This window comes from Aquimarina sp. 433, from assembly GCF_054054605.1.
Genome location: NZ_JBSWZK010000014.1, coordinates 1 through 25599 on the forward strand (window position 1 = coordinate 1; position 25599 = coordinate 25599).

Below are 25599 nucleotides of genomic sequence, written 5' to 3' on the forward strand. Positions count from 1 at the left end.
AGAAAATCATTGCTCAATATGTAAAAAATCAAGGCAAGGAAAAAGAATATGAAGTGTTACATAAAACAGATCAGTTAGATCTATTCTAATCTAATGCCTCGGGGCTTGCCCCGAGGATTATTTACGATATTTTCCCTTAAAAGATGATAGTTTTTACAAGCTTGTAAAATGATTTTAAATAGTTAATCTATTGATTTACTGGGGTGTGTTTGATGGAAAAGATTAGGGTTTAGAAGGGTTTTTGATGTTTTTTATCCTATCTTTAAGATTGTTAAAACCAATTTAAAATTAAACACTGCTTCTTAACCAAGGCAGAACTTACACAAACACTCTTAAAACCATGAAGAAAACACTATCGTTTATCTTATGGATCGGTATGATCCTAAGTTATCCTATGTTTGCACAGCAAACTCCAAAAGAACAGGCTATTGAATATATAAACCTTAAAGGAGAAGTAATATTTGATATAACTATTAAAAACCCTTTGCAAATTCAATCTATTAGTCAGGGACTTTCAGTTGTTAATTATGATGAAAGCACTGGAATTCTAAAACTTATGGCTAATCAATCTCAATTTGATCAGTTTTTGCAAAGAAACGTCTCATTCACAGTTAGTAAAGAAGATAATATTGTTGGTTATCAAACCATGACTTCGGATCTTTCCGTAAAAGCTGCAACCTTTCCATTAACAGCCTATCCAACGTACACAGATTATGTAAGTATGATGAATGATTTTGCAACGAATAATCCTACTATTTGTCAGGTGGAAAATATTGGTGCAACTACAGAAGGGGATAAATCAATACTTTTTGTAAAACTTTCGGATAACGTATCGGCTAATGAACAAGAACCTAGAGTGATGTACACATCTTCTATGCATGGTGATGAGATCGCAGGATATCCAATGATGCTTAATCTTATTGATTTTTTGCTAAATACCTATAATGACGCTTCGCATCCAAGACATGCAGAAATTAAACAATTGTTAGATAATAATGAGGTATGGATTAATCCACTAGCCAATCCAGATGGAACGTTTAGAAATAGTGCGAATAATACTTCGGTAGCTAATGCTACCCGAGGGAATGCTAATAATGTAGATCTGAATCGAAACTATCCAGATCCAGATGATGGGCCAAATCCTGATGGGAATAGTCATCAGATAGAAACCCAACATTTTATGAATTTTGCAGCCGATAAACATTTTGTGCTATCTGCAAATTTTCACGGAGGAATTGAATTGATTAATTATCCTTGGGACACCTACGCTGGAGCACATCCAGATCAAGATTATTTTATTCACATCTCCGAGGAATATAGAGATTTTTGCCAGCAAAATAGTCCAAATGGATACTTTGATGCTCTTAACAATGGAATTACAAACGGATATGCTTGGTATGAAGTACAGGGAGGAAGACAAGATTATCAAATTTATTTTCATAAAGGAAGAGAAGTAACGGTAGAACTTTCGAATGCTAAAACTCCTCCCGCAAATCAATTGGTCAATTTTTGGAATTATAATCAAGAAGCACTTATCGGATTTTTGAAACAAGTCAATTATGGAATTCGAGGTGTGGTTACCGATGCAGTAACTAATCAGGCGATTGATGCAAAAATAACAGTAGTTGGAAAAGAGAATTATGAAACCTGGACTCCTACCGAATTACCAGAAGGAGATTATTACAGACCTATCAAAGCTGGAGTATATGACGTGCTTTATGAAGCAGAATGCTATGAGTCCAAAACCATTACAAATGTGGTGATCGCTGATGATCAGGCAGTCATACAAAATGTGCAGCTAACTCCAATTGGAGCGGTAGCTCCAACAGGATTAACCGCATCTGCAGTACAGTCTAGTAGCGCTAGTTTAAGCTGGACAGGAAGTGCTGGAGCCACCTTTGATCTTAGATATAGGGAAATAGGAACGACAAATTGGACAGTAGTAAATCTATCTACAAATACGACTACACTTAGTGGATTATTATCAGAAACTACTTATGAAGCTCAAGTTCGTAGCATCTGTTCGGGAGCTACTACATCTCCTTATAGCGATGCTATCTCATTTACAACAACGGCAACTCCAGCATGTGCTGGAATTAGCACATTTCCGTATACAGAAGGTTTTGAAACCGATTTGGGTGTTTGGTTAAATGCTAATAATGACGATATAAATTGGACAAGAGATAGTAATGGAACTCCATCCAGTGGAACAGGACCGTCTTCTGCTCAAGAAGGATCTTTTTATTTATTCACCGAAGCTTCAGGGAATGGGAGTGGTTATCCGGGAAAAGTCGCTTTGTTAAAAAGTCCTTGTATTGATTTAGGAAACCTAAGTGGAGCTACCTTGGAGTTTGCGTATCATATGAACGGTACTAATATGGGGTCGTTAGAAGTATTAGTTAGTACAGATGAAGGAGCAAGCTACACATCTCTTTGGTCTAGAAGCGGAAGTCAAGGGAATCAATGGAATCAAGCATCGATAGATTTATCGTCGTATGCCGGATCTGTAATTGAATTTCAGTTTAAGGGGACTACTGGAAATGGATTCAGAAGTGACATAGCAATAGATGATTTTGCGATTATGTCTAGCACACCAGATACGCAAGCACCTTCCATACCAACAAACCTTACAGCATCAAATGTTACAGGAACAACTGTAGATTTATCTTGGAATCCATCTACCGATGACATTGGAGTATCAGTTTACGAAGTGTATCAGGGAACAACACTCTTTGCTAGTTCAACTTCTGTAAACACCACAGTAAGTGGATTAACCCCAAATACTACATATACATTTGTTGTGATTGCTAAAGATGCTGCAGGTAACAGTTCAGCCGAAAGTAACGACCTTACTATTACCACGACAGGAGTTGTAATTACTTATTGCGATAGTCAAGGTAATAACGTAAATGATGAATTTATTGATTACGTAAGTATTGGAGGAATTGATAATATTTCTGGAGCAACAACAGGATACTCTGATTATACAAACCAAACAGGAACAATTGCTTATGGACAAAACACTATTGTTCTCAGCCTAAATTACACTGGTACGGTATATACAGAATACTGGAATGTATGGATAGATTATGATCAGAGTGGAACTTTTGAAAGTTCGGAGAAAATTGTTTCAGAATCTACCAGAAGTGATGCAAATCAATCTTATGATTTCACGGTGCCTTCTAGTGCATTATCAGGAACAACGAGAATGAGAGTGACTTTAAAATATAATGCTACAGCTACTCCTTGCGAAACCTTTACCTATGGAGAGGTAGAGGATTATACCGTAAATATTGGTAGCGCAAAGGTGGTAACAACTATAAACAATACGGATGATTTTGATAATAATGCAAAACTTCGGTTATATCCTAATCCTGTAACGAACGGAATTCTTTTTATTGATGGAGTTAATGATTCAAATACAGAAATAAAAGTTTATAATTACGCAGGTCAAATACTAATAAATTCAAAGTTCAATAACGGAAAAATAGATGTAAGTAATTTATCTAATGGTCTATATTTGTTACAAGTTGGTGATCAGTCTGATAAAAGAATAGAAAGATTTATAGTACAATAGTTTTTCTGTTTTATAAGCAATAAAATATCTTTTTTAGAAGGTCAAAATTCAAAGAGTTTTTCTTTTGAATTTTGATCTTTTTTCATCCCGTAGTTGCAGTAGGTAGTGGGCGAAATTTTTCTCAAAACCTTAATGTATTCGTATATTTGTATACGCTTTTCAAAGCACTGTAAATCATTGATTTTGATGACGATTCAATGATCAGAGTGTATTAACAGTTTACTGTGTAATGTGCAAAAAAAGAACGGGTTTTTGGGTTCCTGCAGGTATTATAATTAAGCCTAAAAACTTCACTCTTTTTAAGTGCAATTAACCAAGTTCTGCGTAATTAAAAAGATTCAAAAAAAAGGCAAACATATCACCAGTTTTCGGAGTGAATTAAGTGTTTTTTTGAACAATATTATTTACGTGGGAGTAATCAATCATTTTTAACATGTGAAATAAGCCATGATTACTATGTAGGTAGTAACCTAGGTGGTTAATGGCAAATTACATCTGATAGTCAAATAAACTAAAAAAACAAAAAACAGATGAATATTTTAGAAATGGCGCTATCTCAGTATGGCGTTACGGAGATTAATGGCTCCAAAGATCATCCACAGATCATTTCCTATTTTAATGAACTTGGCTTTGATGGCGCTCAATTGCATGATGAAACTGCTTGGTGCAGTGCATTTGCTAATTGGGTGGCTAAAAAATCTGGTTATTCCTATTCTGGTAAGCTTACGGCTAGGAGTTGGCTTAATGTTGGACAATCTACAAACACTCCAGGTGTGGGAGATGTTGTAGTCTTATGGAGAGAAAGCCGAACCAGTTGGAAAGGCCATGTTGGTTTTTTTATCAAAGAAACAAAAGGATTTGTATATGTTCTGGGAGGAAATCAAAACAATAAGGTGTGTATTCAGGCATATCCTAAAAATCGAGTTTTAGAGTATAAAAAATTAACAAAAAATGGATAAGATTATTAATATATTATTTTGGCTGCTTGCGATCCTGTCTCCAGTGAATGGAGTGATGATGACAATGGTCTTCCTGATTCTGGTGGATTTTATTACAGGTTCATATGCATCCTATAAAAACAAAGTTCCTATAAGTAGCGAACGAATAAGTAATACGATCTCTAAATTTTTTATCTATAATTTGGTAATTCTAGCATCTTTCTTATTAGAAACTTTTATCGTAGATGAAGTTCCTTTTCTTAAAATAATTGCTGGATTTATAGCCATTACAGAGATAAAATCAATTTTAGAAAACTTCAATAAAATTTATGGGATAGACCTTTTTAAAGCTTTAGTTAGTATGCTAAGATCAGGAGGTATTTCTGAAACCATAAATACCATCTCTAAAGAAGGAAAAAAATAGAGAGATGATCAGAATCACTACACTTTAGATAACACAATCTTAGGTAAGCATTTGCGTATGAGTAATACCTGGCAGGTAGTTGCGTGGACGATTATATGATAAATTTTAGGATTGATACTAGCAAAAGTGTAGTGGTTTTTTTAATGAAATAGAATAATAACTAATAGAAATACATAAAGAATGTCTATAAAAACAAAAGAAGAATTAAAATCATATTTCGAAACTGGGGATATTCCAACAGAACAGCAATATGAAGAATTAATAGATGGTTTTTATCATAAAAATGAGGGAAAACTTGTAAAGAAGATAATAGAAGATAATGATGAAGCTGTTGTAGTTGAATTTACGGATGGAACCGTACTAAATATTTCTAACTCTTGGGATATTGACCAGATAAACGGATTGTTAGAGGCACTAACGAATAAAGTAACTGTTGAGGATGGTAAAGGATTATCTTCTAATGATTTTACAAACGAAGAAAAACAAAAATTAGCATCATTATCTTCAACTGGTGGTAATATCACAGTGGATAGTGTGTTATCTGACGCTTCTGTGAACCCCGTTCGAAATAATGCGATTACAGTTGCATTAAAAAATAAGGTATCTATAAATGAAGGTGAATATAGAGCATTAAAGAATTCTGTTTTGAAACACAATGTTAGAACTTATGCTAACGTAAAAGCAGATGAAATTACTTTTGATACTGATTTTATCGAAGTTGATAAATTGCTTGATACTGATGGTACATCCATAGGGAGTTTTTTCTTTGTAAAAAACGTGTATTCTTCTTCTACAGGAGCATTTGCCTATTTTAAAAATAAAGGTAAAGTTAAAATCAGAGCGAACAAACATCCTCTTTCTTTAATTGTGGATACCACAAAAGAAACTGTTTCCTATAATAATTATAAGGGTTATAGGATGCAATCGTATAGTGGTCCAATTACTAATAAACTTTTGGAAGATGTCTCTCTAAAATTTGAATTGATTTTCATAGAAACAGAAGCGGATCAAATTGAAGTAATGAAAGATCGTATGATAGAAAACATTGATATCGTAAACGGAAATTTACAATTAACGACTGCAACAAACCCTAGAAAGATAGTTGCTCAAATATCTCTTAAAAGTTTGAAAATAGCATTGGATAATGTGGTCTAATTCTGAGTAGTTCATTAATTCAAATAACTCTAAAAATACCAGATTGATGTACTTCAATCTGGTATACCTTTCTAATTTAAAATATATTCGAATGTGGTATAAAATGTCGAGCAATAAAGTGCTGTTGATTATTATTTTAGTCTTGTCTGTATATATTTTGGCTCAAAAACAATGTTCTTCTGATCAAAATATACAATCAGAAAGTACTAAAGTTACTGTTATGACAGATACTGTTTATCAGGTTAAAATAGACACATTTTATTTACAAACCTAGAAATATAAAACAGTGTATATTCCTAAAAAGGTAGCATCTACAAAAATTAATCTAAATGTTAAGGAAAAAGAAGCTTTAACAAAAGAAGAACAAGTTCTTTTTGAGGAAGCTAGAGAATACCGGGATACTTTATTTAAGGATGATCTAGAGATTTATAGTTACAATTTGTTAAAGGGAGAATTACTTTCCAGTAGTTTTTCTTATAAATTAAAAGTCCCTAGAGAAATTAAAATAACAAATACTATAGAGCACCCGAAGGCTTATCGAAGTGGTTTGTATGCTTTTGGAGAAGTAGGTGGTAATCAAAGACAGTTTAATAATATTAGTTTGGGACTTCAATATAACAGGAAAGGAGACTGGTTCATAAGCTATAGATCTAATTTTAGTAGATTATCTAATGTAACCCATCATATAGGAGTAGGGTTTCGAATAAAATAACCGAAGAAGATAAATAATCAGACCAAGGTTTATGATGCTTTGGTCTGATATATGTGTATGATTTTAACTAGCTGATTAAAGCTTTTTTTGTAATAATTTCAATACCACTATCGATTAAATGAGCGATAGAAGGCTTTGCTGTTTTAATATGATCTAGATGTTTTAAAATATGATCCGCAAAATTAGGGTCTCGATCATGAATAAGCTCATATATCTCAATAGGTAATAACCAATCTTCAGAATGATCTTTTTTTATAATCGCAAAAACCGCTTCCAGAGAAAATTTTGTGTTTTCACCATTTCTAACATTTTTTACAGCCTGATATAGAGCGTGTAATTCTTTTTCCTGATCGGTATATGACCTTTTTATGGTATTCATATTGGGATTATGAGTAATCATATCAAAAGAATAATCATCTGCAGGACCCGAAAAAGCAGAAACAATTTCTTTCCCTACAGCTAGGTCAAAAGTTCCCCATTCAGGTCTGAATAAGAACTCATCTTTATATTTGATAGTACATTCTTTAAACTGAATAAGGATAAGTTCTCCTTTGATATTACGCATTCCAGTAACGTTGATTCCAGCTACCGTAATACCACTTTCAAACTCAAATTCAATATGTTCTCCATCATAAAAGTTATAAGCTTTTAAATCTCTTGGAGACATGTTTTCTATCGCTAGATTAATTCCTTTTAGTTTTCCTAATGGGGATCTAAATCCATTTGGGTGTGCATCAATTCCTTGTCCAATTAATTCTTTTTCTCTAAAAGAAAGAGCAGTAGGACCTTCGGTTTCAAAATAAATAACTTCATTGTCTTCATTCTTGATCATTCTAGTAAAAACACCAGAGACTTGTAGACCAGTACTCAACTCTATAGTCCCTAAGTTTTGAGATTCTATTAGTTTTGCAAGTCCTCGATGACCTCCTTTTCGTAAGGCCATTGTATCAGCAAACTCTTCTAATACCTGACATAGATAAGCAAAATCAGGAGTTACAAAAAGCTGAGGTTGAGGTTTCGTAATGTCAAAATCTTGAAACGCAGCATCTGGATGATAAGAAAGTTTTGTTACATTATCAGTCATACACCACTCACTTTCTCCAATAGATGAGAGTAATCCTGCACCATAAATTTTAGGATCTTCCACTGTTCCTATTAAACCATACTCAACCGTCCACCAATGCAGATTTCTTATCAGTGCCATTTCAGAAGGTTCTGATTTTTGGTTTTGTAGTTCGTTTACCCTTTTTTCCGCATTTTCAATCTCTCTAGGATCTGTATCAGGAGATTCTTTTAGTATGGAAAGCGTTCTTACAGCGTCATACATATCGTAGTCTCTCTTTGAAGAAATCGCTTTACAGCCAATTTTTCCAAAACGACGGAGGTATTCTGCATAATCCGGATTAGCGATGATAGGAGCATGTCCTGCTGCTTCATGAATAATATCAGGAGCAGGTGTATATTCTATATTTTCAAGTTGTCGAATGTCAGAAGCAATAACTAATATGTTGTACGCCTGAAATTCCATAAAAGCATTTGGAGGAATAAACCCATCTACAGCTACAGCTGCCCATCCAATTTCTTTAAGAATTCTATTCATACCATACATACTGGGAATTTCATCAATAGAAATTCCAGTCTTTTCTAACCCTTTTAAATATGATTTATGAGCTACTTTGCTTAATGTAGCAATGTTTTTACGCATTACATACCTCCAAACAGCCTGATCTATAGGTGTGTATTCGTCATAATTTTGCGGTTTGATGAACTGTTTAAGATGAGGTGGTAGTCTATCAAGTAAAGGATTAGATTCTATTGGTGATGACATGTATAAATCAAATTTTGTGTGCTAATTTTTGGATTCCGAAAAGTACTAGTTTTAAAACTAAGATTAGAATTAATTAACTAATTTTGTTAACGAACAGTAGGGTTTTATTCTAATATTATGTTATAATTATAGATAGTAGTTTAATTTTTGTTCGCTTTGTCCGTTATAAGAAAAAGATTGTCAATCTTATTAAGATTATATACAATGATAAGAAAATTTATATGTGTTAGCGTTTCATTACTTTTTACCGTAGTGGTATTTGGTCAGGTAACTAATGAACTTCCTAAAAGTTCAGAAGTACAATTTAGCAAAACATTAGATAATATAGAGATACCTTCTGTAAAGATGGCTTCTATAGATCTAGAGGCATTAAAGAGAGAAGACGCTATAAATGATCAGGATAAGTCTAAGGTATATCGATTCGGTCATGAGTTTAAAGTAGATCTTGGGATTGCAAATGCAGGAGTATGGACAGAATTGCCAAATGGAGATAGAATATGGAGGATACGAATCATATCGGAAGGTGCAAACACCTTAAATTTTGTGTTTAATTCGTTCAGACTTCCCGAAGGAGGAAAAGTTTTTTTATATAACGAGGATAAATCATTTCACCTAGGAGCCTACACAGATAAAATGAATAATCCAGATGAAACAATAGGAACCTGGCTTGCCGATGGTGATAATATAATAATAGAATATTATGAGCCAAAACCTGTTAGAGGTTTAGGAAAATTAAATATCGGTTCTGTAGTTCATGGCTACAGAAGTAAGAGTAACTTCCAGGCGTTTCAAAAGGGATTGAACACTTCTGGGGATTGTAATCAAGATGTAAATTGCCCTGTAGGATCTGATTTTGATAGTATTAAAGATATTGTAAAAAAAGCTGTGGGTATTATTCTGGTGGGAACAAATGGATTTTGTACAGGTACCTTGATTAATAACACTAGTAGAGATGGAGCACCATATTTTCTTACAGCGAATCATTGTGGTACTGCTAATGCTAATTGGGCGTTTCGATTTAATTGGATAAGTACAAATGCTGTTTGCGCAACCACAGAGGATAGTGTAGATAATGGTTCTTCTAATTATTTTCAAACTACAAGTGGTGCAACACCACTAGCGGTAAATCCAGAATCTGATGTGCAATTAGTAGAGATTACTGGCGGATTGGATCAAGATTGGGATATCGAATGGGCAGGATGGGATCGTACAGGAAATACTCCTGACTTTGTGGTCGGAATTCATCATCCAGATGGTGATATTATGAAAGTATGTCGAGAAGATATAAGTCCAACAATAGCTGATAATGTAAATATTGGAGGGATACCAGATCCCGTAGATACTTGGAGAGTAGATGATTGGGATTTAGGGGTAACAGAAGGAGGTTCTTCGGGTTCTGCGATTTTTGATCCACAAGGTAGAATAGTAGGGCAATTAGCAGGAGGAGGAGCCGCTTGTTCTGGAACAGATGATAATGGAGCACCTGATTTTTATGGACGATTTAGTATTTCTTGGGATTTCGGAACTACAGATGCTACCAGATTATCTAATTGGTTAGATCCAACAAATACGGGTCAAACAGCTCTTAATGCACTGTCACAAGGAAATGATCCTGATCCTGGAGAAGGTGGAGAACCGTCAACAGAGATTGTTCTTTATCCAAATCCTACGGAAGGAATGATTACAATTTCTGAAGAAGAAAGCACTTTTGATTATCTAGTATTTGATATTTTTGGTCAGGTAGTTGCTAGAGGACAAATTACTAATGAAAGAACCATAGACTTATCATCGATAGCTTCAGGAATGTATTTTGTATACATGGAAAACCTTTCCGAAGGAGGTGATTTTACTAAAAAGATTATAGTAGAATAAGAAAAGGATATTTTCCTTAAAGTTTTTTCTTAGCAGAAAGGATAGTTATGCCCTTGTGGTTCGTTAAATTAAGTGTATTGCCTTCTAAGTTTTTGTATTTCTCTTCTGCGAACACTTTAAAAAACTCTTTCTCTACATTAGATGTTTCTTCGCAATAGATTTTAGTACCTATTGGGAAACCAGTATTCAAAGAGTTTTTGTCTGCTATATAATCACAAGTGTAAGAATTACATCCCGAAAAACCAGAAATACTGTTTTTAGAAGTATCAAAAATCATAGTTAGTTTATACTCAGAAACGTCCTTTCCGTAGAGATTGGTAACCATGTAAGTACCATTAAGTTTGGATGTATCTTGGGCTTCTTTATTGTTAGAATTTACAGCATTTACGCTATTACAGTTAGTTAGTAATAGAAAAAAAGTAAACAATAAAGTATAATATTTCATAGGTTTTCGATTTTTATCAAAAAACGGAGTAAAGGATGTCGTATAATTTCTAATATAACAAATTTATTATATTTTTAGTGTTTAATCTGTAATCAAAACATGGAATAAGTTTTTTGTAATGTTTGATTAACAGTCGTAAAACCCCTGCGCCAATGAAACAAGAGAGTAGAAAGCAAGAAATTGTAAATGCTGCGGCAATTCTTTTTAAAGAGAAAGGTTATAGTGCAGTTACTATGAGAGATTTAGCCACTGCTATGGGAATCAAAGCTGCTAGCCTATATAATCATATCCAGTCTAAGCAAGAGATCTTATCCACGATTATAATAGAACTGGCTGAAGAGTTTACTACCGGAATGAATCAAATTGTAAATTCGGATCATAGTGCTATTCAAAAATTAGAAAACATAATAAGTCTTCATATAGATGTTACTTTGCGTAATTCGGATGGATTGGCTTCGCTAAATAATGATTGGATGCATCTGGAAGAAGATAATCTCCTATATTTTGAAAAAATGAGAAATGATTATGAGGAGAATTTTAGACAGATTGTGATTTCAGGGGTAAATACAAATGAAATAAAACCTAATAATATAGAGATCATAGTATTTTCAACTTTATCTACTCTTAGAACACTTTATTTATGGTATCCTAAGCAGAAGAATATAGAAGCAGATATTCTAAAAAAAGATATGATTTCGGTACTGTTAAAAGGCTTGGTTTAAAATTAACAATTAATTAGTTGTGTATAAAACTAACAATTGTTAGTTTTGTTATACTATAACGTTATAGTGTAGCATGTATGAGTGATTTTTACACAGTTAAAATAGCTGAGGTTCAGGAAGAAACAAAAGATTGTACCTCTATTACTTTCGAGATTCCTCAAAAGTTAAAAAACGTCTTTGCTTTCACACAAGGACAATATCTTACGCTAAAAACTAACATTGATGGAGAAGAAATAAGACGTAGTTATTCCTTATGTTCTAGCCCTGTTGAAGATGTTTGGAAGGTAGCGGTTAAAAGAATAACGGGAGGTGTTTTTTCTAATTACGCTTGTGACGTTCTAAAAGCTGGTGATGAATTAGAAGTGCTACCTCCTACAGGTAGTTTTTTTACTCCAGTAGATCATAATAGCGCCAAAAATTATATTGTTTTTGCTGCAGGAAGTGGAATAACTCCCATACTTTCTATTATTAAAACACATCTCGCGCTAGAACCTGATTGTACGTTTAAGCTGTTTTATTTGAACAGAAATGCGAAATCCATTATCTTTAAAGAAGAGATAGAAGCCTTACGAAATAAATATTTTGGTCGATTAGAGATATTTTATTTCCTAACTAAAGAGCATAGAGATATTCCATTGTTAAATGGAAGATTTACTTCTGAAAAGTTAGAGGATTTAACTACAAAAGTTTTTGATGTAAATAACATAGATGACTGCTTTATTTGTGGTCCTGAAGAAATGATATTTCTAATAAGAGACGAGCTGGTAAAGGCAGGAATGTCTAAAGAAAAAATTCATTATGAGCTGTTTTTTACTGGAGGTTCTGAAGAGAATCAGAAAAAGATAGCTGAGGTACTTGATAAAAAAGTTGATGGAACCGAAATAACGATTATCGATGGGGGAAAAGAATTTCACTTTGCCATGGATGATGATTACGATAATATACTAGATGGAGCACTTGCTGCGGGAGCAGATCTTCCTTTTGCTTGTAAAGGAGGTGTTTGTAGTACCTGTAAATGTAAGGTTGTAGAAGGAAGTGTGGAAATGAAAATTAATTATGCTCTCGAAGAAGATGAGGTAGCCAAAGGTTTAGTGCTTTCTTGTCAAGCTGTTCCTACTGCCGAAAAAGTGGTAGTAGATTTTGATGTTTAACATTCTTAATGACTCGCTTCGTTGCTAGGATTTGAGTCATAATAAAAACTATTGTTATGAGTGAAAAAGAAATAAAAAATCTAGAAGAAATCTTTGAACAAAAGATTGCCAGAGATGAAAAGATTGAGCCAAAGGATTGGATGCCGGAAAAATATAGAAAGACTCATATTCGTCAGATATCTCAGCATGCACATTCTGAGATCGTAGGAATGTTACCAGAAGGTAATTGGATTACAAGAGCACCTTCTCTAAGACGAAAAGTAGCATTACTAGCAAAAGTACAAGATGAGGCAGGACATGGGCTATACTTATATAGTGCTTGTGAAACCCTAGGTATTTCTAGAGACGAATTATATGATCAATTACATACAGGAAAAGCTAAATATTCGAGTATCTTCAACTATCCAACAATAACTTGGGCAGATATTGGAGCTATTGGTTGGTTAGTAGATGGTGCGGCTATTATTAATCAGGTACCATTATGCAGTACTTCTTACGGTCCGTATGCAAGAGCTATGATCAGAGTATGTAAAGAAGAAAGTTTCCACCAGAGACAAGGTTTTGAAATTATGATGACTTTAGCTAATGGAACTCCTGAACAGAAAGAAATGGCACAGGACGCTTTAAATCGCTGGTGGTGGCCATCTTTGATGATGTTAGGTCCTACAGATGCAGAGTCAGTGCATACAGCGCAATCTATGAAATGGAAGCTAAAACGTAAAACGAATGACGAATTACGTCAGCAGTTTATTGATCAAACAGTGCCGCAAGCTGATTTAATTGGACTAACGGTGCCAGACCCTGATCTAAAATGGAACGAAGAAACTGGTCATTATGATTTTGGAGAAATTGATTGGGAAGAATTTTGGCAAGTTGTTAAAGGACATGGTCCTTGTAATAAAGAGCGTATGAGCGCTAGAGTAAATGCTTGGGAAAAAGGAGAATGGGTAAGAGATGCAGCTATGGCCTATGCAAAGAAGCAAGAAGATAAAAAGCTGAGAGAAGCAATCTAAAATATAAGAAATGAAAAATAATTGGCCGCTTTGGGAAGTATTTGTTAGAAGTAAAAATGGCTTAGAACATAGACATTTTGGAAGCCTACACGCTGCAGATGCAGAAATGGCTTTAGAAAATGCCAGAGATGTATACACCAGGAGAAGTGAAGGAGTTAGTATATGGGTTGTGGAGTCAAAGAATATTACAGCTTCAAATCCCGATAATAATGGAGAACTTTTTGAACCTGCGCAAGATAAAATATACAGACACCCAACGTTTTATGATCTACCTGATGAGGTAAAGCATATGTAATTCTTCTAAAAAAGGGAGTTTTTAGGTAAAAAAAGTTAATTAAAAGATACCCGCTTTGGCGGGACAGTATCATGAAAAACGAAAATTTAGTTCAATATATATATGGTATAGCTGATAATGCCTTGATCTTAGGACAACGCTTATCAGAACTATGCGGTCATGGTCCTAGTTTAGAAACTGATATTGCAGGTACTAATATGGCTCTTGATCTTTTAGGTCAAACACGCAGTTATTATCAATATGTAGCCAGTCTAGTAGGTGAAGGAAAAACGGAAGATGATATAGCTTTTCTAAGAACAGAAAGACAATATAAAAATGTACTGTTAGTGGAACAACCTAATAGACATTTTGGATATGTAATCGCAAGACAATTTCTATTCGATGTTTTTCACCTTTTACTACTTCAGGAATTGCAAAGAAGCGAAGATGAAACCTTAGCAGCAATTGCTAAAAAAGGGATCAAGGAAGTAAGCTATCATAGAAGATTTTCCTCTGATTGGATAAAAAGATTGGGTGATGGAACAGAAGAAAGTCATCAAAAAGTTCAAGAAGCGATTAATGATTTATGGAGATTCACAGACGAATTATTCCATATGACAGAGAATGATATAATAATTGCTGATGAAGGAGTAGGAATAGATGTGAAACAACTAAGAGAAGATTATTATAGGATTGTAAAAGAAGTTCTCGAAGAAGCAACCTTAGCAGTTCCTGAAATAAAATATTTTCAAAAAGGAGGCAAGCAAGGAATTCATAGTGAGCATATGGGGTATTTGTTATCCGACTTGCAATATATGCAGAGAACTTATCCTAATATGAAGTGGTAAGAAATGTTTTTAAGTGCGAAAGAAAACCATTAGATTCTCATCTTTAATATAAAACAAGTAAACATTGACTATAGAATTGCAACCTCATATCGATCCAAAACTGATTCCAATTCTGGAAAAGGTTCACGATCCTGAAATTCCCGTGTTGGGAATTTTAGATATGGGTGTAGTTCGTTCCGCAATAATGAAAGACAATGTAGCTCAAATTAAAATTACTCCAACATATAGTGGATGTCCAGCGATGGATGTTATTGGTGATGATATTGTAAGCGCATTTGCTAAAGAAAACATTACAGCCAAGGTGCAATTAGTACTTTCGCCAGCTTGGACTACCGATTGGATAACTCCAAACGGAAGAAAAGCATTAGAGGAGTATGGTGTAGCAGCTCCACTAGGAGAAGAAGCTGATAAGGCTGTTTTATTAGAAGGAAAGAGGATTGTGAAATGTACCAATTGTGGTTCTACAAATACGAAAATGATCAGTCAATTTGGTTCTACGGCCTGCAAAGCATTGTTTCAATGCGAAGACTGTCTAGAACCTTTTGATTATTTTAAATGCTTAAAATGAATGTTAGGACTTAGAACTACCATATACAAAGTAAGTGATCTTGAAAAAGCCAAAAAATGGTATACAAAGGCTTTTGAAGTAGCACCTTATTTTGATGAACCTTACTATGTGGGGTTTAATGTTGGTGGATTCGAATTAGGTCTACAACCAGAAGAAGAAACTCCTGCAAAAAAAACTGAAAATGTGCTATCCTATTGGGGAGTTAGTGATGTTGAAAAAGAATTTCAAAGACTTATTGATTTAGGAGCTATATCTCATGAAAAACCAACTAATGTAGGAGGAGAACTCATGGTGGCAACAGTGAAATGTCCTTGGGATAATGTTATCGGAATTATTTATAACCCATACTTTAAAATAGAAACACAATAATCAAAAAAATAATCCTTAAAAATTTTTCTTCTTGAAAAAAATTAGGATACATAGTTTATGAGCTCAATACAAATAAAAATAGAAAACGGAGTTGCCTGGATTACCTTAAACCGTCCAGAAACATTTAATAGTTTTAATAGAGAAATGGCACTTTCACTTCAAAGTACGCTAGATGATTGTGAAAGTAATAATGAGGTAAGAGCTATTGTGTTAACTGGTAATGGAAAAGCATTTTGTGCAGGACAAGATTTAAATGAAGTTACATCTCCAGAACTAAATCCTGGTTTTAGAAAAATTCTAGAAGAACATTACAATCCTATTGTTCAACGTATCCGAAAAATTGAAAAGCCTATCATAGCTGGAGTCAATGGAGTTGCTGCGGGAGCGGGAGCAAATATTGCTTTAGCTTGTGATATTGTTATTGCGTCAGAGGCATCAAGTTTTATTCAGGCATTTAGTAAAATAGGGTTGATCCCAGATAGCGCTGGAACATTCTTTTTACCAAGACTTATTGGTTTTCAAAAAGCGTCAGCATTAATGATGCTAGGAGATAAGGTTTCAGCTAATGAAGCAGAATCCTTAGGTATGGTTTACAAAGTAGTTCCGATAGAAAGCTTCATGGAAGAAGTTGGGAAAATAGCAAATAAGATGGCAATGATGCCAACAAAAGCTTTAGGATTGACGAAAAGATTGCTTAATCAATCTATGGTTAATAATTTAGATCAACAACTCTCATTAGAGTCAGATCTTCAAATAGAAGCTGCTGAGACCGAAGATTATTCGGAAGGTGTTAATGCCTTTATAGAAAAAAGAAAACCTGTTTTTAAAGGAAAGTAAATGATAGTAGGTATTATAGGATCAGGAACAATGGGTAGCGGTATTGCACAAGTGGCAGCCACAGCTGGTAATACTGTAAAAGTATTTGATACTAGAAAAGAAGCACTGGAGAAAAGTAAACTCGCTTTAGAAAAAATATTATCACGTCTTGTAGTAAAGGGAAGAATAAACGAAGCTGATAAAGATCGTATTCAAGGTAATATTCAGTATGTTGATTCCTTAAAAAATTTGGATAATACCGATTTGGTAATCGAAGCTATTGTAGAGGACTTAGATATTAAACAAAAGGTGTTTTCTGAACTAGAATCATATGTTTCAGAAAACACCATTATTGCTTCGAATACATCTTCTTTATCAATTGCATCTATTGCCGCTTCATTACAAAAGCCAGAAAGATGTATAGGAATTCACTTTTTTAATCCGGCACCATTAATGAAGCTGGTCGAAGTTATTCCAGCAGTACAGACTTCAGGAGGTGTTACTCAAAAAGTTGTAGAAACTATTTCTGACTGGAAAAAGGTAGTTGCATTAGCAAAAGATACTCCTGGATTTATAGTGAATCGAGTAGCTAGACCCTTTTACGGTGAGTCACTGCGAATTTTTGAAGAGGGTTTAGCAGATGTCAGTACCATTGATAAAAGTTTAAAAGAGTTAGGAGGTTTCAGAATGGGCCCCTTCGAATTGATGGATTTTATTGGTAATGATGTCAATTATACAGTAACCGAAACCGTGTTTACGGCTTTTTATTATGATCCGAGATACAAACCATCTTTTACACAAAAAAGACTGTCCGAAGCAGGATATTTGGGTAGAAAATCGGGAAAAGGATACTACAATTATAATAACGAAGGGAAGATAGATTCACAAAATGTAGTAAGTCCTAAAAGCTCAAGTAAAGTCGAGAAATTATCCAAAGAAGAACTTCCGCAATATATTTTCAATCGAGTATTGGTGATGTTGATTAATGAAGCTGCAGATGCATTGTTTTGGAATGTTGCTTCAGCAGAAGATATTGATAATGCTATGACCAAAGGAGTAAATTATCCTAAAGGTTTATTGGCATGGGCAGATCAAAAAGGTATAGATTGGTGTGTGAATAAACTAGATAAGCTCTATAACGAATATCATGAAGATCGATATAGATGTAGTCCAATATTACGAAAAATGTTGAAAGAAAATAAACGGTTTTTCTCATAGGTATGAATGGTGAGGTATTAGGTTATAGGATTATCAATAGAAAATATGGAGTCTAAATATAATTTTAAGTTTGAGAATTTAACGGTCTATAACAAAGCAATGGAATTTGGAGAAGTTGTTAATTCTTTGACTAAGAAATTTCCAAAGGAAGAGCGATTTGAATTGACTTCTCAATTTAAACGTGCAGCTGATTCTATAGGTCTAAATATAGCTGAAGGTGCCTCAGGAAGTGATGCTCAGTTTCATAACCATTTAGGTATTGCTTGGCATAGTGCGCATGAATGTGTTGCTTGTAGTTCTAAAGCAAGAATGAGAACCTACATTACATTCGAAGAAGATGAAGAAAATAGAAGAATGATTACTGAACTTTCAAAAATGATTACCACTTTGAGAAATAGAATTTCAACCAGAATTAAAAATAAAATATGAAATGAGCCATAATAATTGGGTGATACCCATCGAAATGATTAATGGCGAATTCGATCTGACAATTGAAGAAAAAATATAATATAAACAGATGAAAAATCTAAAACCTCTTTCCTCAAACCTAATACCTATTAAAATGCTGAGCATTGATCCGTTTAGTCAATGGTTAGGTATCGAAGTTTTAGAAGTAGAAAAAGGTAGATGTAAAGTAGGAATGACGGTTAGAAAAGAAATGTTGAATAGTATGGGTAAAGCCCACGGAGGCATATCCTATAGTTTAGCAGATACAGCTTTCGGTTTTTCCGCCAATACTCATGGTAAGTACGCTGTCTCTATAGAAACATCTATCAATCATATCGAAGCCTTAGAAGAAGGAGATTACCTAACTGCAGAAGCCGTTACCGATATAGCAAAAACAAAAGTTGGGTTTAATATCGTAGAGGTAAAAAGAGGAGAACAAATTGTAGCGCTTTTTAAAGGAGTCGTTTACAGAACAAATAAAGATTGGGAATAGCTTTTTAACTAACTATTTATTATTAACACAAACAAATGAGAGTATTATTAACAACAGCAGTCCTGTTATTATTTTTTTCCTGCGGGAAAGAAACAAAGTCTGAAAAAGAAACGCTAGAAGGAACAGAACCAGTTACCACTGAAACCGCAGAACAAAGATCCGAAGAGGTAGAAAGTGCTTTGGGAGGGCTGTTTAATGATCAAATTGATATGGAAGTTGATGAATCCGTTTTCGTAATTGATAATGGAACGAATAGAGCAAATGAAGATATGTCGGCAGGTATCATGAAAATGTTAGCGCCACAACCCTATGAAGCGTTTAAAAAGAGAATGATGGAAGAACCCGAAGATCAAAATGGAGTTACTTCTTTAGGAATAGAAGAAGTGGATTTACGAGGGAAAACTGTTTTAGTCCAAAAGTCAAAAACGTTGGATGATGCTGGAGGAGAAATGATGATGATCATGCATGCTTTTGATGCAGGAGAGAACAAAACGATCATGATTTCTTCCTACTTTATGAAAGAGGAAGAATCCAAATATTTACCGCTAATAGAAAAATCAGTACTATCAGCAAAATTGAAAGAATAAAAAACAATGAAAGAAGCATATATCATAGATGGAGTAAGAACTCCGATCGGTAATTACAAAGGAAAGTTATCAGCTGTTCGTACGGATGATTTAGGTGCTTTGGTTATTCAAAAACTGGTAGAAAACAATCCTAATATCCCAAAAGAAGCCTATGACGATGTAATTATGGGATGTGCTAATCAGGCTGGAGAGGATAATAGGAACGTTGCGAGAATGTGTTCTTTGTTGGCAGGCCTACCTTTTACCGTTCCTGGAGAAACTGTAAATCGTTTATGTAGTTCTGGATTGTCAGCAATTATTCATGCTAATAGAGCAATTAAAGCAGGAGATGGAGATCTCTTTATCTCTGGAGGAGTAGAAAATATGACTCGCGGTCCTTACGTAATCGCAAAGCCATCTTCGGCCTTTGGTAATGACTCTAAAATGTATGATTCGAGCTTTGGATGGCGATTCGTGAACCAAAAAATGCACGAATTGTATGGTACTGATGGTATGGGGACTACGGCAGAGAACTTGGTGGAGAAATATAATATCTCTCGAGAAGATCAGGATGCATTTGCTTATTGGAGTCAAATGAAAGCTACAAAAGCAAAAGAATCTGGAAGGTTAGCAAAAGAGATTACGACAGTAGAAATTCCACAACGTAAAAAAGATCCAATCCTGTTTTCTGAGGATGAGTTTATAAAGCCAACTACAACAAAAGAGGTGCTTGCAAAGCTACGCCCTGCTTTTAAGAAAGAAGGTAGTGTTACTGCGGGTAACTCTTCAGGTCTTAATGATGGAGCAGCAGCAACCATTATTGCTTCAGAGGATGCAGTAAAGCAATATGGGTTGAGTCCTATTGCAAGAATAGTAAGTTCTGCCGTAGTTGGAGTGGAGCCGAGAATTATGGGAATAGGCCCTGTACAAGCATCTAATAAGGCGCTAGAAAAAGCAGGGATTACGATGGATGATATTGATATTATAGAATTAAACGAGGCTTTCGCTTCACAAGCACTGGCTTGTATAAGAGCATGGGGATTAAAAGATGACGATCCTAGAATTAACCCAAACGGAGGATCTATTGCAATAGGTCACCCTCTTGGAGTAACAGGAACTAGAATTGCCTATTCCGCAGCACTCGAATTACAAGAGCAAAATAAACGATATGCCCTTATTACGATGTGTGTAGGAGTTGGTCAAGGATATGCCTGTGTAATTGAACGAGTGAGTTAGTCGATTAGTTTTGAGTACACTCGCTTCGCTCGCTGTGAGGTTTGAGAATATAAGAAAAATTGTCATTCCTGCGGAGGCAGGAATCTATATAAGATTAGATTTTTTTGTTTCTTTTTTACATTACACAAAATGGAAATAAAAAAAGAAAAATAAAAAGCGAAAGCATGAAAATACTACAAAGCTATATCAATGGAACATGGGCAGAAGGGGAAGGTGATGGTATCATTATGCATGATGCCGTAACCGGAGAAGTAATTGGTCGTTCAACAACAGATGGTTTGGATATACCATCAGTATTACAATACGGCAGAACCAAAGGAGGTGAGGTATTAAGAAAAATGACCTTTCAGGAGAGAGGAAATATGCTTAAAAAATTAGCATTGTTCTTAACTAAGAGAAAAGAGCAGTTTTACGAGATAAGTTATCGTACCGGAGCAACGCGTATTGATAGTTGGATAGATATAGAAGGAGGATTCGGAAACTTGTTTGCCAATGCATCTCTTAGAAAATTATTTCCTAATCAATCGTATCATGTAGAAGGAGATCCTATAGATTTATCCAGAGGCGGAAGATTTATGGCGCACCATATTTTGGTGCCAAAACGTGGAGTAGCAGTGCATATTAACGCGTTTAACTTTCCTATTTGGGGGATGTTAGAAAAATGTGCAGTCAATTGGATGGCTGGTATGCCAGCAGTAGTATTACCTGCTCCTCAAACAGCTTATTTGACTGAAGCACTAGTACGTGTGATAATCGATTCTGGAATTCTGCCAGAAGGTTCATTGCAATTACTAAGCGGTATGACCAAAAATATTTTGGACACAGTAGAATCTCAGGATGTAGTGACTTTTACAGGATCTGCACATACAGGTAAATTGTTAAAAGCACATCCTAGATTAATTGAGGAATCAGTTCCTTTTACAATGGAAGCAGATTCTTTGAATGCATCAGTATTAGGTAAAGATGCAATACCAGGCACTCCAGAATTTAATCTTTTTATCAAAGAAGTTAGAAAAGAAATGACCGTTAAAACAGGTCAGAAATGTACCGCAATCAGAAGAATTATTGTTCCATCTAGTTTAGTAGAAGATGTTCAAATTGCATTAGGACAACAATTGGATAAGGTTACTATCGGTGATCCAAGGTTGAAAGAAGTAAGAATGGGAGCTTTGGCGAGCAAACAACAAGTAGAAAGTTTCCGTAATAATGTATCCGAAATAGCAAAAACTGCACAAATGGTATATGGTAGTTTAGATACCATAGAAACGGTTGGTGCTGATGCAGAAAAAGGAGCCTTTGTTAGTCCAATCTTGATGAGACAAGATGATCCCTTCAAAAATACAGAAGCACATATCATAGAAGCATTTGGACCAGTTTCAACCATCATGCCATATGATACATTGGATGATGCCATCACTCTTGCGCATATGGGTAAAGGATCTTTGGTATCTTCTATTTTTACCTATGATGATCGGATAGCCAAAGAGTTTGTAGTTGGAGCAGCTTCACATCACGGACGTATTTTAGTTGGAAATCGTGAAAACGCTAAGCAAAGTACTGGTCATGGTTCTCCATTACCAATGTTAACCCATGGTGGTCCAGGTCGAGCTGGTGGTGGTGAAGAGATGGGTGGAATGAGAGGAATTAAACATTATATGCAACGATGTGCCGTACAAGGTACTCCAACAACTCTCACTGAAGTAACCGGGATTTACCAAGCCAATTCAAAATACAAAGAAACGGATAAGCATCCATTTGCATATCACTGGGAAGATATCGAACCAGGAATGTCTTTAAAAACACATAAAAGGACAGTTACGGATACTGATATCATAAACTTCGCTAATCTTACTTGGGATCACTTTTATGCTCATACGGATATTACTTCATTGGATGGAAGTATTTTCGAAAAAAGAACAGCACACGGATATTTTATATTAGCAGCGGCAGCAGGTCTTTTTGTATATCCTAATAAAGGACCGGTAGCGGCAAATTATGGTTTAGAGGAGTGTAGGTTCCTGAGACCTATCTACCATAATGATACGGTATATGTAAGACTTACTTGTAAGCAAAAGATTGATCGTGATCATAGAGGTAAAGAGTTACCGAGTGGAATCGTAAAGTGGTTCGTAGAGGTATTTGATCAAGAAGATGAATTAGCCGCAATAGCTACAATTTTAACGATGGTACAAAAAAAATCACCATTTGTACAAGTGAACCGTTCAAATATTGAAGGATATTTAGCAAAGCTTACTGAAGATATGAAACCGAAGTGGGGCATCATGACACCACAACATATGATAGAACATCTAGAATATACAGTACGCATTGGAGCTGGTGAAATTCAGGATTTTGAGATCGCTACTCCAGAGGAGTATTTAGAAAAAGTACAAGAGATGGTTTATAATCATAAACCCATGCCAAGAGAACATCAACATCCTTTGATGAAAAAAGGAGACCTAGAAGTTTTAAGACATGAAAACCTTGCTACTGCTAAAACCAAATTGTTAGAAGCATTAGATAATTTGGAAATATTTTTCAAAGAAAATCCAGAAACAGTGACTAAAAATGCAGTTTTTGGGGAGATGAATAAGTTTGAGTGGGATCTACTTAATGTAAAACATTTGAATCATCACTTTGAACAGTTCGGATTATTATAAAATTTAAGAATAAAAAATTGACAGCACCTTACGTACATATAGATATAGAAAATGGGATAGGAACTATAGAGTTCTTTCATCCAGCGCATAATTCATTACCAGGAGATATTCTGGCTAAACTAGCACAAACAATTACTGAAGCTGGTGAAAATGACCAGATAAAAGTAATTATTTTAAAGAGTGGAGGTAATAGAACCTTTTGTGCAGGAGCTAGTTTTAAAGAGTTAATCAATATCAATGATGCAGAGACAGGTAAAATCTTTTTCTCTGGTTTTGCCAATGTGATCAACGCTATGCGTAAATGCCCAAAATTCATTATTGGTCGTATACAGGGTAAAACTGTAGGCGGAGGTGTAGGACTTGCGTCTGCTACAGATTATTGTATGGCTAGTAAATTCGCTTCGATTAAATTAAGTGAACTAAATGTTGGGATTGGACCTTTTGTAGTAGGTCCTGCGGTAGAGAGGAAAATTGGATTGTCTGCTATGTCACAAATAGCTATTGACGCGAATTCTTTTTATGAAGCAGAATGGGCTCGTGATAAAGGATTGTTTACCAAAGTTTTTGAAGATACAGAGACCTTAGATGAAGAGGTGAAAGCATTTGCAGCGCATCTATGCACTTACAATCCTGAAGCCATGTCAGAAATGAAAAAAGCATTTTGGACAGGTACAGAACAATGGGATACTTTACTGGCAGAAAGAGCAGTAATAAGCGGTAGATTAGTACTAAGTGATTTTACAAAAGAAACATTAAAAAGATTCAAATAAAAACCTGGTTGTCACACTGAGCTTGTCGAAGTGTAACAATTAGTGAATAGGAAAAGAGTCTTCCACAGGCTCAGACTGACAAAAATAAATATGATTTATAGCTTCAAAGGATACATACCTGTTGTACACCCAAGTAGTTTTGTGCATCCGCTGGCAGCGGTAACCGGTAATGTGATTATTGGTAAAAACTGTTATATCGGTCCTGGAGCAGCCATTCGTGGTGATTGGGGAGAAATCGTTTTAGAAGATGGAGTAAATGTACAAGAAAATTGTACCGTACATATGTTTCCAGGTAAATCTATTGTGCTTAAAGAAAGTGCACATGTAGGCCATGGAGCGGTAATTCATGGAGCTAATTTAGGACGTAATTGCCTTATAGGTATGAATACAGTAATTATGGATGATGCAGAAATTGGAGATGAGTGTATCGTCGGAGCGATGTCGTTTGTAAAAGCAAAAACAATTGTTCCCAAAAGAAGTCTTATTGTTGGTAATCCGGCAAAAGTTATTAAAGAGGTTACTGATGAAATGATTCATTGGAAAACCAAAGGAACCCAATTATATCAGCAGTTACCGACAGATTGTTTTGAGTCGTTACAAGAAGTAGAGCCCTTAAGAAAAATTCCTAAGGATAGACCAACTCAAGAAGCTTTTTATAAAACACTAGAAGAATTTAAAGAAAAAAGATGAATATAGATCAACTGATACAAGAATTAGAACCATTGCGATTACAGCTTGCAAAACATCCTTTGTATAATCAAATGAAGGAAGTACAGGATGTAAGAGTTTTTATGGAAAGTCATGTTTTTGCAGTTTGGGATTTTATGTCATTGCTAAAAAGTTTGCAAATACATTTGACAACGGTTGATCTTCCTTGGATACCCTCTAGTAATCCAAAAGTGAGAAGATTTATTAATGAAATTGTATTAGGAGAAGAAAGTGATATTGATCGATCGGGTAAATCAGTTAGCCATTTTGAAATGTATCTGGATGCAATGGAAGAAGTGGGAGCAAATACTGATCAGGTAAGTGCTTTGGTTAAGAATATCGCTGCAGGAGAAAATGTCCAAAATGCAATAGATAGCTTACCTATTTCTGAACAAGTAAAAATGTTTATGAAGTTTACATTCGAGGTTATCGCAACCGGTAAACCTCATATTATAGCCGCTGTATTTACGTTCGGTAGAGAAGATCTCATTCCTGATATGTTTATCGAAATAGTAAAAGGAATTCAAAACAATTCCGACGTTACTCTAGAAAAATTGGTGTACTATTTAGAAAGGCACATAGAATTGGATGGTGACGAACATGGACCACTTAGTTTAGAAATGATAGCGTCTCTTTGCGAAATTAAAGAGCATTGGGAAGAGGCATTGTTATATAGTAAAATGGCTCTAGCAAACCGAATAGCACTATGGGATAATATCTCGGAAGTGTTACAAAATAGTACAGTAACATAAGAAATTTTAATTTTAGATTTAAAACTAACAAACATTA

Annotated in this window: 25 protein-coding genes; 23 read left to right on the forward strand and 2 right to left on the reverse strand. The window is 34.9% G+C overall.

Annotated elements, in window-relative coordinates; all coding sequences use genetic code 11:
- The first annotated feature begins 340 nt into the window (after positions 1-340).
- The 5 genes from ACWNT5_RS22105 to ACWNT5_RS22125 all read left to right on the forward strand — a co-directional run bounded on the left by ACWNT5_RS22105 (position 341) and on the right by ACWNT5_RS22125 (position 6806).
- Positions 341-3577 carry a M14 family zinc carboxypeptidase gene (locus ACWNT5_RS22105; protein ID WP_456518598.1) on the forward strand — a complete coding sequence of 1079 codons (3237 nt, stop codon included), beginning with the start codon at positions 341-343 and terminating at the stop codon, positions 3575-3577.
- A 530-nt stretch (positions 3578-4107) separates the two neighbouring features.
- On the forward strand, positions 4108-4536 hold the full coding sequence (locus ACWNT5_RS22110; protein WP_299606127.1) for a TIGR02594 family protein: 429 nt from the start codon (positions 4108-4110) through the stop codon (positions 4534-4536).
- Positions 4529-4939, forward strand: coding sequence for a phage holin family protein (locus ACWNT5_RS22115; RefSeq protein WP_299606130.1), 411 nt, complete (start codon positions 4529-4531; stop codon positions 4937-4939). The genes ACWNT5_RS22110 and ACWNT5_RS22115 overlap by 8 nt, the downstream gene beginning before the upstream one ends.
- A 180-nt stretch (positions 4940-5119) precedes the next feature.
- Complete coding sequence (locus ACWNT5_RS22120) at positions 5120-6094, forward strand: hypothetical protein (protein ID WP_299606133.1); 975 nt, start codon at positions 5120-5122, stop codon at positions 6092-6094.
- 286 nt (positions 6095-6380) lie between these two features.
- Positions 6381-6806 carry a hypothetical protein gene (locus ACWNT5_RS22125; RefSeq protein ID WP_456518599.1) on the forward strand — a complete coding sequence of 142 codons (426 nt, stop codon included), beginning with the start codon at positions 6381-6383 and terminating at the stop codon, positions 6804-6806.
- A 67-nt stretch (positions 6807-6873) separates the two neighbouring features.
- Here ACWNT5_RS22125 and ACWNT5_RS22130 read toward each other — a convergent pair whose 3' ends face one another.
- Positions 6874-8634: an aromatic amino acid hydroxylase gene (locus ACWNT5_RS22130; RefSeq protein WP_299606138.1), complete on the reverse strand. Its 1761-nt coding sequence runs from the start codon at positions 8632-8634 to the stop codon at positions 6874-6876.
- Positions 8635-8838: 204 nt separating this feature from the next.
- Between ACWNT5_RS22130 and ACWNT5_RS22135 the strand changes: the two genes are divergently transcribed.
- Positions 8839-10506 carry a T9SS type A sorting domain-containing protein gene (locus ACWNT5_RS22135; protein ID WP_299606140.1) on the forward strand — a complete coding sequence of 556 codons (1668 nt, stop codon included), beginning with the start codon at positions 8839-8841 and terminating at the stop codon, positions 10504-10506.
- Between the two features lie 16 nt (positions 10507-10522).
- Here ACWNT5_RS22135 and ACWNT5_RS22140 read toward each other — a convergent pair whose 3' ends face one another.
- Complete coding sequence (locus ACWNT5_RS22140; protein ID WP_299606142.1) at positions 10523-10951, reverse strand: META domain-containing protein; 429 nt, start codon at positions 10949-10951, stop codon at positions 10523-10525.
- A gap of 152 nt (positions 10952-11103) precedes the next feature.
- Between ACWNT5_RS22140 and ACWNT5_RS22145 the strand changes: the two genes are divergently transcribed.
- The 17 genes from ACWNT5_RS22145 to ACWNT5_RS22225 all read left to right on the forward strand — a co-directional run bounded on the left by ACWNT5_RS22145 (position 11104) and on the right by ACWNT5_RS22225 (position 25562).
- Complete coding sequence (locus ACWNT5_RS22145; protein WP_299606144.1) at positions 11104-11673, forward strand: TetR/AcrR family transcriptional regulator; 570 nt, start codon at positions 11104-11106, stop codon at positions 11671-11673.
- A gap of 77 nt (positions 11674-11750) precedes the next feature.
- Entirely contained in the window at positions 11751-12824 is a 1074-nt protein-coding gene (gene paaE, locus ACWNT5_RS22150; protein ID WP_299606146.1) for a 1,2-phenylacetyl-CoA epoxidase subunit PaaE, read from the forward strand.
- A 56-nt stretch (positions 12825-12880) separates the two neighbouring features.
- Positions 12881-13837, forward strand: coding sequence for a 1,2-phenylacetyl-CoA epoxidase subunit PaaA (paaA, locus tag ACWNT5_RS22155; RefSeq protein ID WP_299606148.1), 957 nt, complete (start codon positions 12881-12883; stop codon positions 13835-13837).
- Positions 13838-13847: 10 nt separating this feature from the next.
- A complete protein-coding gene (paaB, locus tag ACWNT5_RS22160) occupies positions 13848-14132 on the forward strand; it encodes a 1,2-phenylacetyl-CoA epoxidase subunit PaaB (protein WP_299606151.1) in 285 nt (94 codons plus the stop codon).
- Positions 14133-14203: 71 nt separating this feature from the next.
- A complete protein-coding gene (gene paaC / locus ACWNT5_RS22165; RefSeq protein ID WP_456518600.1) occupies positions 14204-14959 on the forward strand; it encodes a 1,2-phenylacetyl-CoA epoxidase subunit PaaC in 756 nt (251 codons plus the stop codon).
- A gap of 64 nt (positions 14960-15023) precedes the next feature.
- Positions 15024-15527, forward strand: a complete 504-nt coding sequence (paaD, locus tag ACWNT5_RS22170; protein WP_299606157.1) for a 1,2-phenylacetyl-CoA epoxidase subunit PaaD — start codon at positions 15024-15026, stop codon at positions 15525-15527.
- Complete coding sequence (locus ACWNT5_RS22175; protein ID WP_299606159.1) at positions 15528-15896, forward strand: VOC family protein; 369 nt, start codon at positions 15528-15530, stop codon at positions 15894-15896.
- Between the two features lie 57 nt (positions 15897-15953).
- A complete protein-coding gene (locus ACWNT5_RS22180; RefSeq protein WP_456518601.1) occupies positions 15954-16733 on the forward strand; it encodes an enoyl-CoA hydratase-related protein in 780 nt (259 codons plus the stop codon).
- Positions 16734-17930 (forward strand): 3-hydroxyacyl-CoA dehydrogenase NAD-binding domain-containing protein, encoded by a 1197-nt coding sequence (locus ACWNT5_RS22185; RefSeq protein WP_456518602.1) that lies wholly within the window; start codon positions 16734-16736, stop codon positions 17928-17930.
- 45 nt (positions 17931-17975) lie between these two features.
- Positions 17976-18359 carry a four helix bundle protein gene (locus ACWNT5_RS22190; protein ID WP_299606165.1) on the forward strand — a complete coding sequence of 128 codons (384 nt, stop codon included), beginning with the start codon at positions 17976-17978 and terminating at the stop codon, positions 18357-18359.
- An 88-nt stretch (positions 18360-18447) separates the two neighbouring features.
- Entirely contained in the window at positions 18448-18870 is a 423-nt protein-coding gene (locus ACWNT5_RS22195; RefSeq protein ID WP_299606167.1) for a PaaI family thioesterase, read from the forward strand.
- A 35-nt stretch (positions 18871-18905) separates the two neighbouring features.
- Entirely contained in the window at positions 18906-19457 is a 552-nt protein-coding gene (locus ACWNT5_RS22200) for a hypothetical protein (RefSeq protein WP_456518603.1), read from the forward strand.
- Positions 19458-19463: 6 nt separating this feature from the next.
- Entirely contained in the window at positions 19464-20672 is a 1209-nt protein-coding gene (gene pcaF, locus ACWNT5_RS22205; protein ID WP_456518604.1) for a 3-oxoadipyl-CoA thiolase, read from the forward strand.
- A 164-nt stretch (positions 20673-20836) separates the two neighbouring features.
- On the forward strand, positions 20837-23332 hold the full coding sequence (gene paaZ / locus ACWNT5_RS22210) for a phenylacetic acid degradation bifunctional protein PaaZ (RefSeq protein ID WP_456518605.1): 2496 nt from the start codon (positions 20837-20839) through the stop codon (positions 23330-23332).
- A 17-nt stretch (positions 23333-23349) separates the two neighbouring features.
- A complete protein-coding gene (locus tag ACWNT5_RS22215) occupies positions 23350-24102 on the forward strand; it encodes an enoyl-CoA hydratase/isomerase family protein (RefSeq protein ID WP_456518606.1) in 753 nt (250 codons plus the stop codon).
- Between the two features lie 90 nt (positions 24103-24192).
- Positions 24193-24792, forward strand: coding sequence for an acyltransferase (locus ACWNT5_RS22220; RefSeq protein ID WP_456518607.1), 600 nt, complete (start codon positions 24193-24195; stop codon positions 24790-24792).
- The gene (locus tag ACWNT5_RS22225) at positions 24789-25562 is read left to right on the forward strand and encodes a DUF3050 domain-containing protein (protein ID WP_456518608.1); all 774 of its coding nucleotides are present in this window, start codon (positions 24789-24791) and stop codon (positions 25560-25562) included. Before ACWNT5_RS22220 ends, ACWNT5_RS22225 begins: the two co-directional genes overlap by 4 nt.
- The last annotated feature ends 37 nt before the right edge of the window (positions 25563-25599 follow it).

What these genes read in the sequence shown, in the direction of transcription:
- ACWNT5_RS22195 (WP_299606167.1), top strand. Translation starts at nt 18,448, where the DNA reads ATGAAAAATCTAAAACCTCTTTCCTCAAACCTAATACCTATTAAAATG.
- ACWNT5_RS22220 (WP_456518607.1), top strand. Translation starts at nt 24,193, where the DNA reads ATGATTTATAGCTTCAAAGGATACATACCTGTTGTACACCCAAGTAGT.
- ACWNT5_RS22175 (WP_299606159.1), top strand. Translation starts at nt 15,528, where the DNA reads ATGTTAGGACTTAGAACTACCATATACAAAGTAAGTGATCTTGAAAAA.
- ACWNT5_RS22130 (WP_299606138.1), bottom strand. Translation starts at nt 8,634, where the DNA reads ATGTCATCACCAATAGAATCTAATCCTTTACTTGATAGACTACCACCT.
- ACWNT5_RS22110 (WP_299606127.1), top strand. Translation starts at nt 4,108, where the DNA reads ATGAATATTTTAGAAATGGCGCTATCTCAGTATGGCGTTACGGAGATT.
- ACWNT5_RS22140 (WP_299606142.1), bottom strand. Translation starts at nt 10,951, where the DNA reads ATGAAATATTATACTTTATTGTTTACTTTTTTTCTATTACTAACTAAC.
- ACWNT5_RS22135 (WP_299606140.1), top strand. Translation starts at nt 8,839, where the DNA reads ATGATAAGAAAATTTATATGTGTTAGCGTTTCATTACTTTTTACCGTA.
- ACWNT5_RS22200 (WP_456518603.1), top strand. Translation starts at nt 18,906, where the DNA reads ATGAGAGTATTATTAACAACAGCAGTCCTGTTATTATTTTTTTCCTGC.
- paaC (WP_456518600.1), top strand. Translation starts at nt 14,204, where the DNA reads ATGAAAAACGAAAATTTAGTTCAATATATATATGGTATAGCTGATAAT.
- ACWNT5_RS22180 (WP_456518601.1), top strand. Translation starts at nt 15,954, where the DNA reads ATGAGCTCAATACAAATAAAAATAGAAAACGGAGTTGCCTGGATTACC.
- paaB (WP_299606151.1), top strand. Translation starts at nt 13,848, where the DNA reads ATGAAAAATAATTGGCCGCTTTGGGAAGTATTTGTTAGAAGTAAAAAT.
- ACWNT5_RS22120 (WP_299606133.1), top strand. Translation starts at nt 5,120, where the DNA reads ATGTCTATAAAAACAAAAGAAGAATTAAAATCATATTTCGAAACTGGG.
- paaA (WP_299606148.1), top strand. Translation starts at nt 12,881, where the DNA reads ATGAGTGAAAAAGAAATAAAAAATCTAGAAGAAATCTTTGAACAAAAG.
- ACWNT5_RS22225 (WP_456518608.1), top strand. Translation starts at nt 24,789, where the DNA reads ATGAATATAGATCAACTGATACAAGAATTAGAACCATTGCGATTACAG.
- ACWNT5_RS22145 (WP_299606144.1), top strand. Translation starts at nt 11,104, where the DNA reads ATGAAACAAGAGAGTAGAAAGCAAGAAATTGTAAATGCTGCGGCAATT.
- paaZ (WP_456518605.1), top strand. Translation starts at nt 20,837, where the DNA reads ATGAAAATACTACAAAGCTATATCAATGGAACATGGGCAGAAGGGGAA.
- ACWNT5_RS22105 (WP_456518598.1), top strand. Translation starts at nt 341, where the DNA reads ATGAAGAAAACACTATCGTTTATCTTATGGATCGGTATGATCCTAAGT.
- ACWNT5_RS22185 (WP_456518602.1), top strand. Translation starts at nt 16,734, where the DNA reads ATGATAGTAGGTATTATAGGATCAGGAACAATGGGTAGCGGTATTGCA.
- paaE (WP_299606146.1), top strand. Translation starts at nt 11,751, where the DNA reads ATGAGTGATTTTTACACAGTTAAAATAGCTGAGGTTCAGGAAGAAACA.
- ACWNT5_RS22190 (WP_299606165.1), top strand. Translation starts at nt 17,976, where the DNA reads ATGGAGTCTAAATATAATTTTAAGTTTGAGAATTTAACGGTCTATAAC.
- ACWNT5_RS22115 (WP_299606130.1), top strand. Translation starts at nt 4,529, where the DNA reads ATGGATAAGATTATTAATATATTATTTTGGCTGCTTGCGATCCTGTCT.
- pcaF (WP_456518604.1), top strand. Translation starts at nt 19,464, where the DNA reads ATGAAAGAAGCATATATCATAGATGGAGTAAGAACTCCGATCGGTAAT.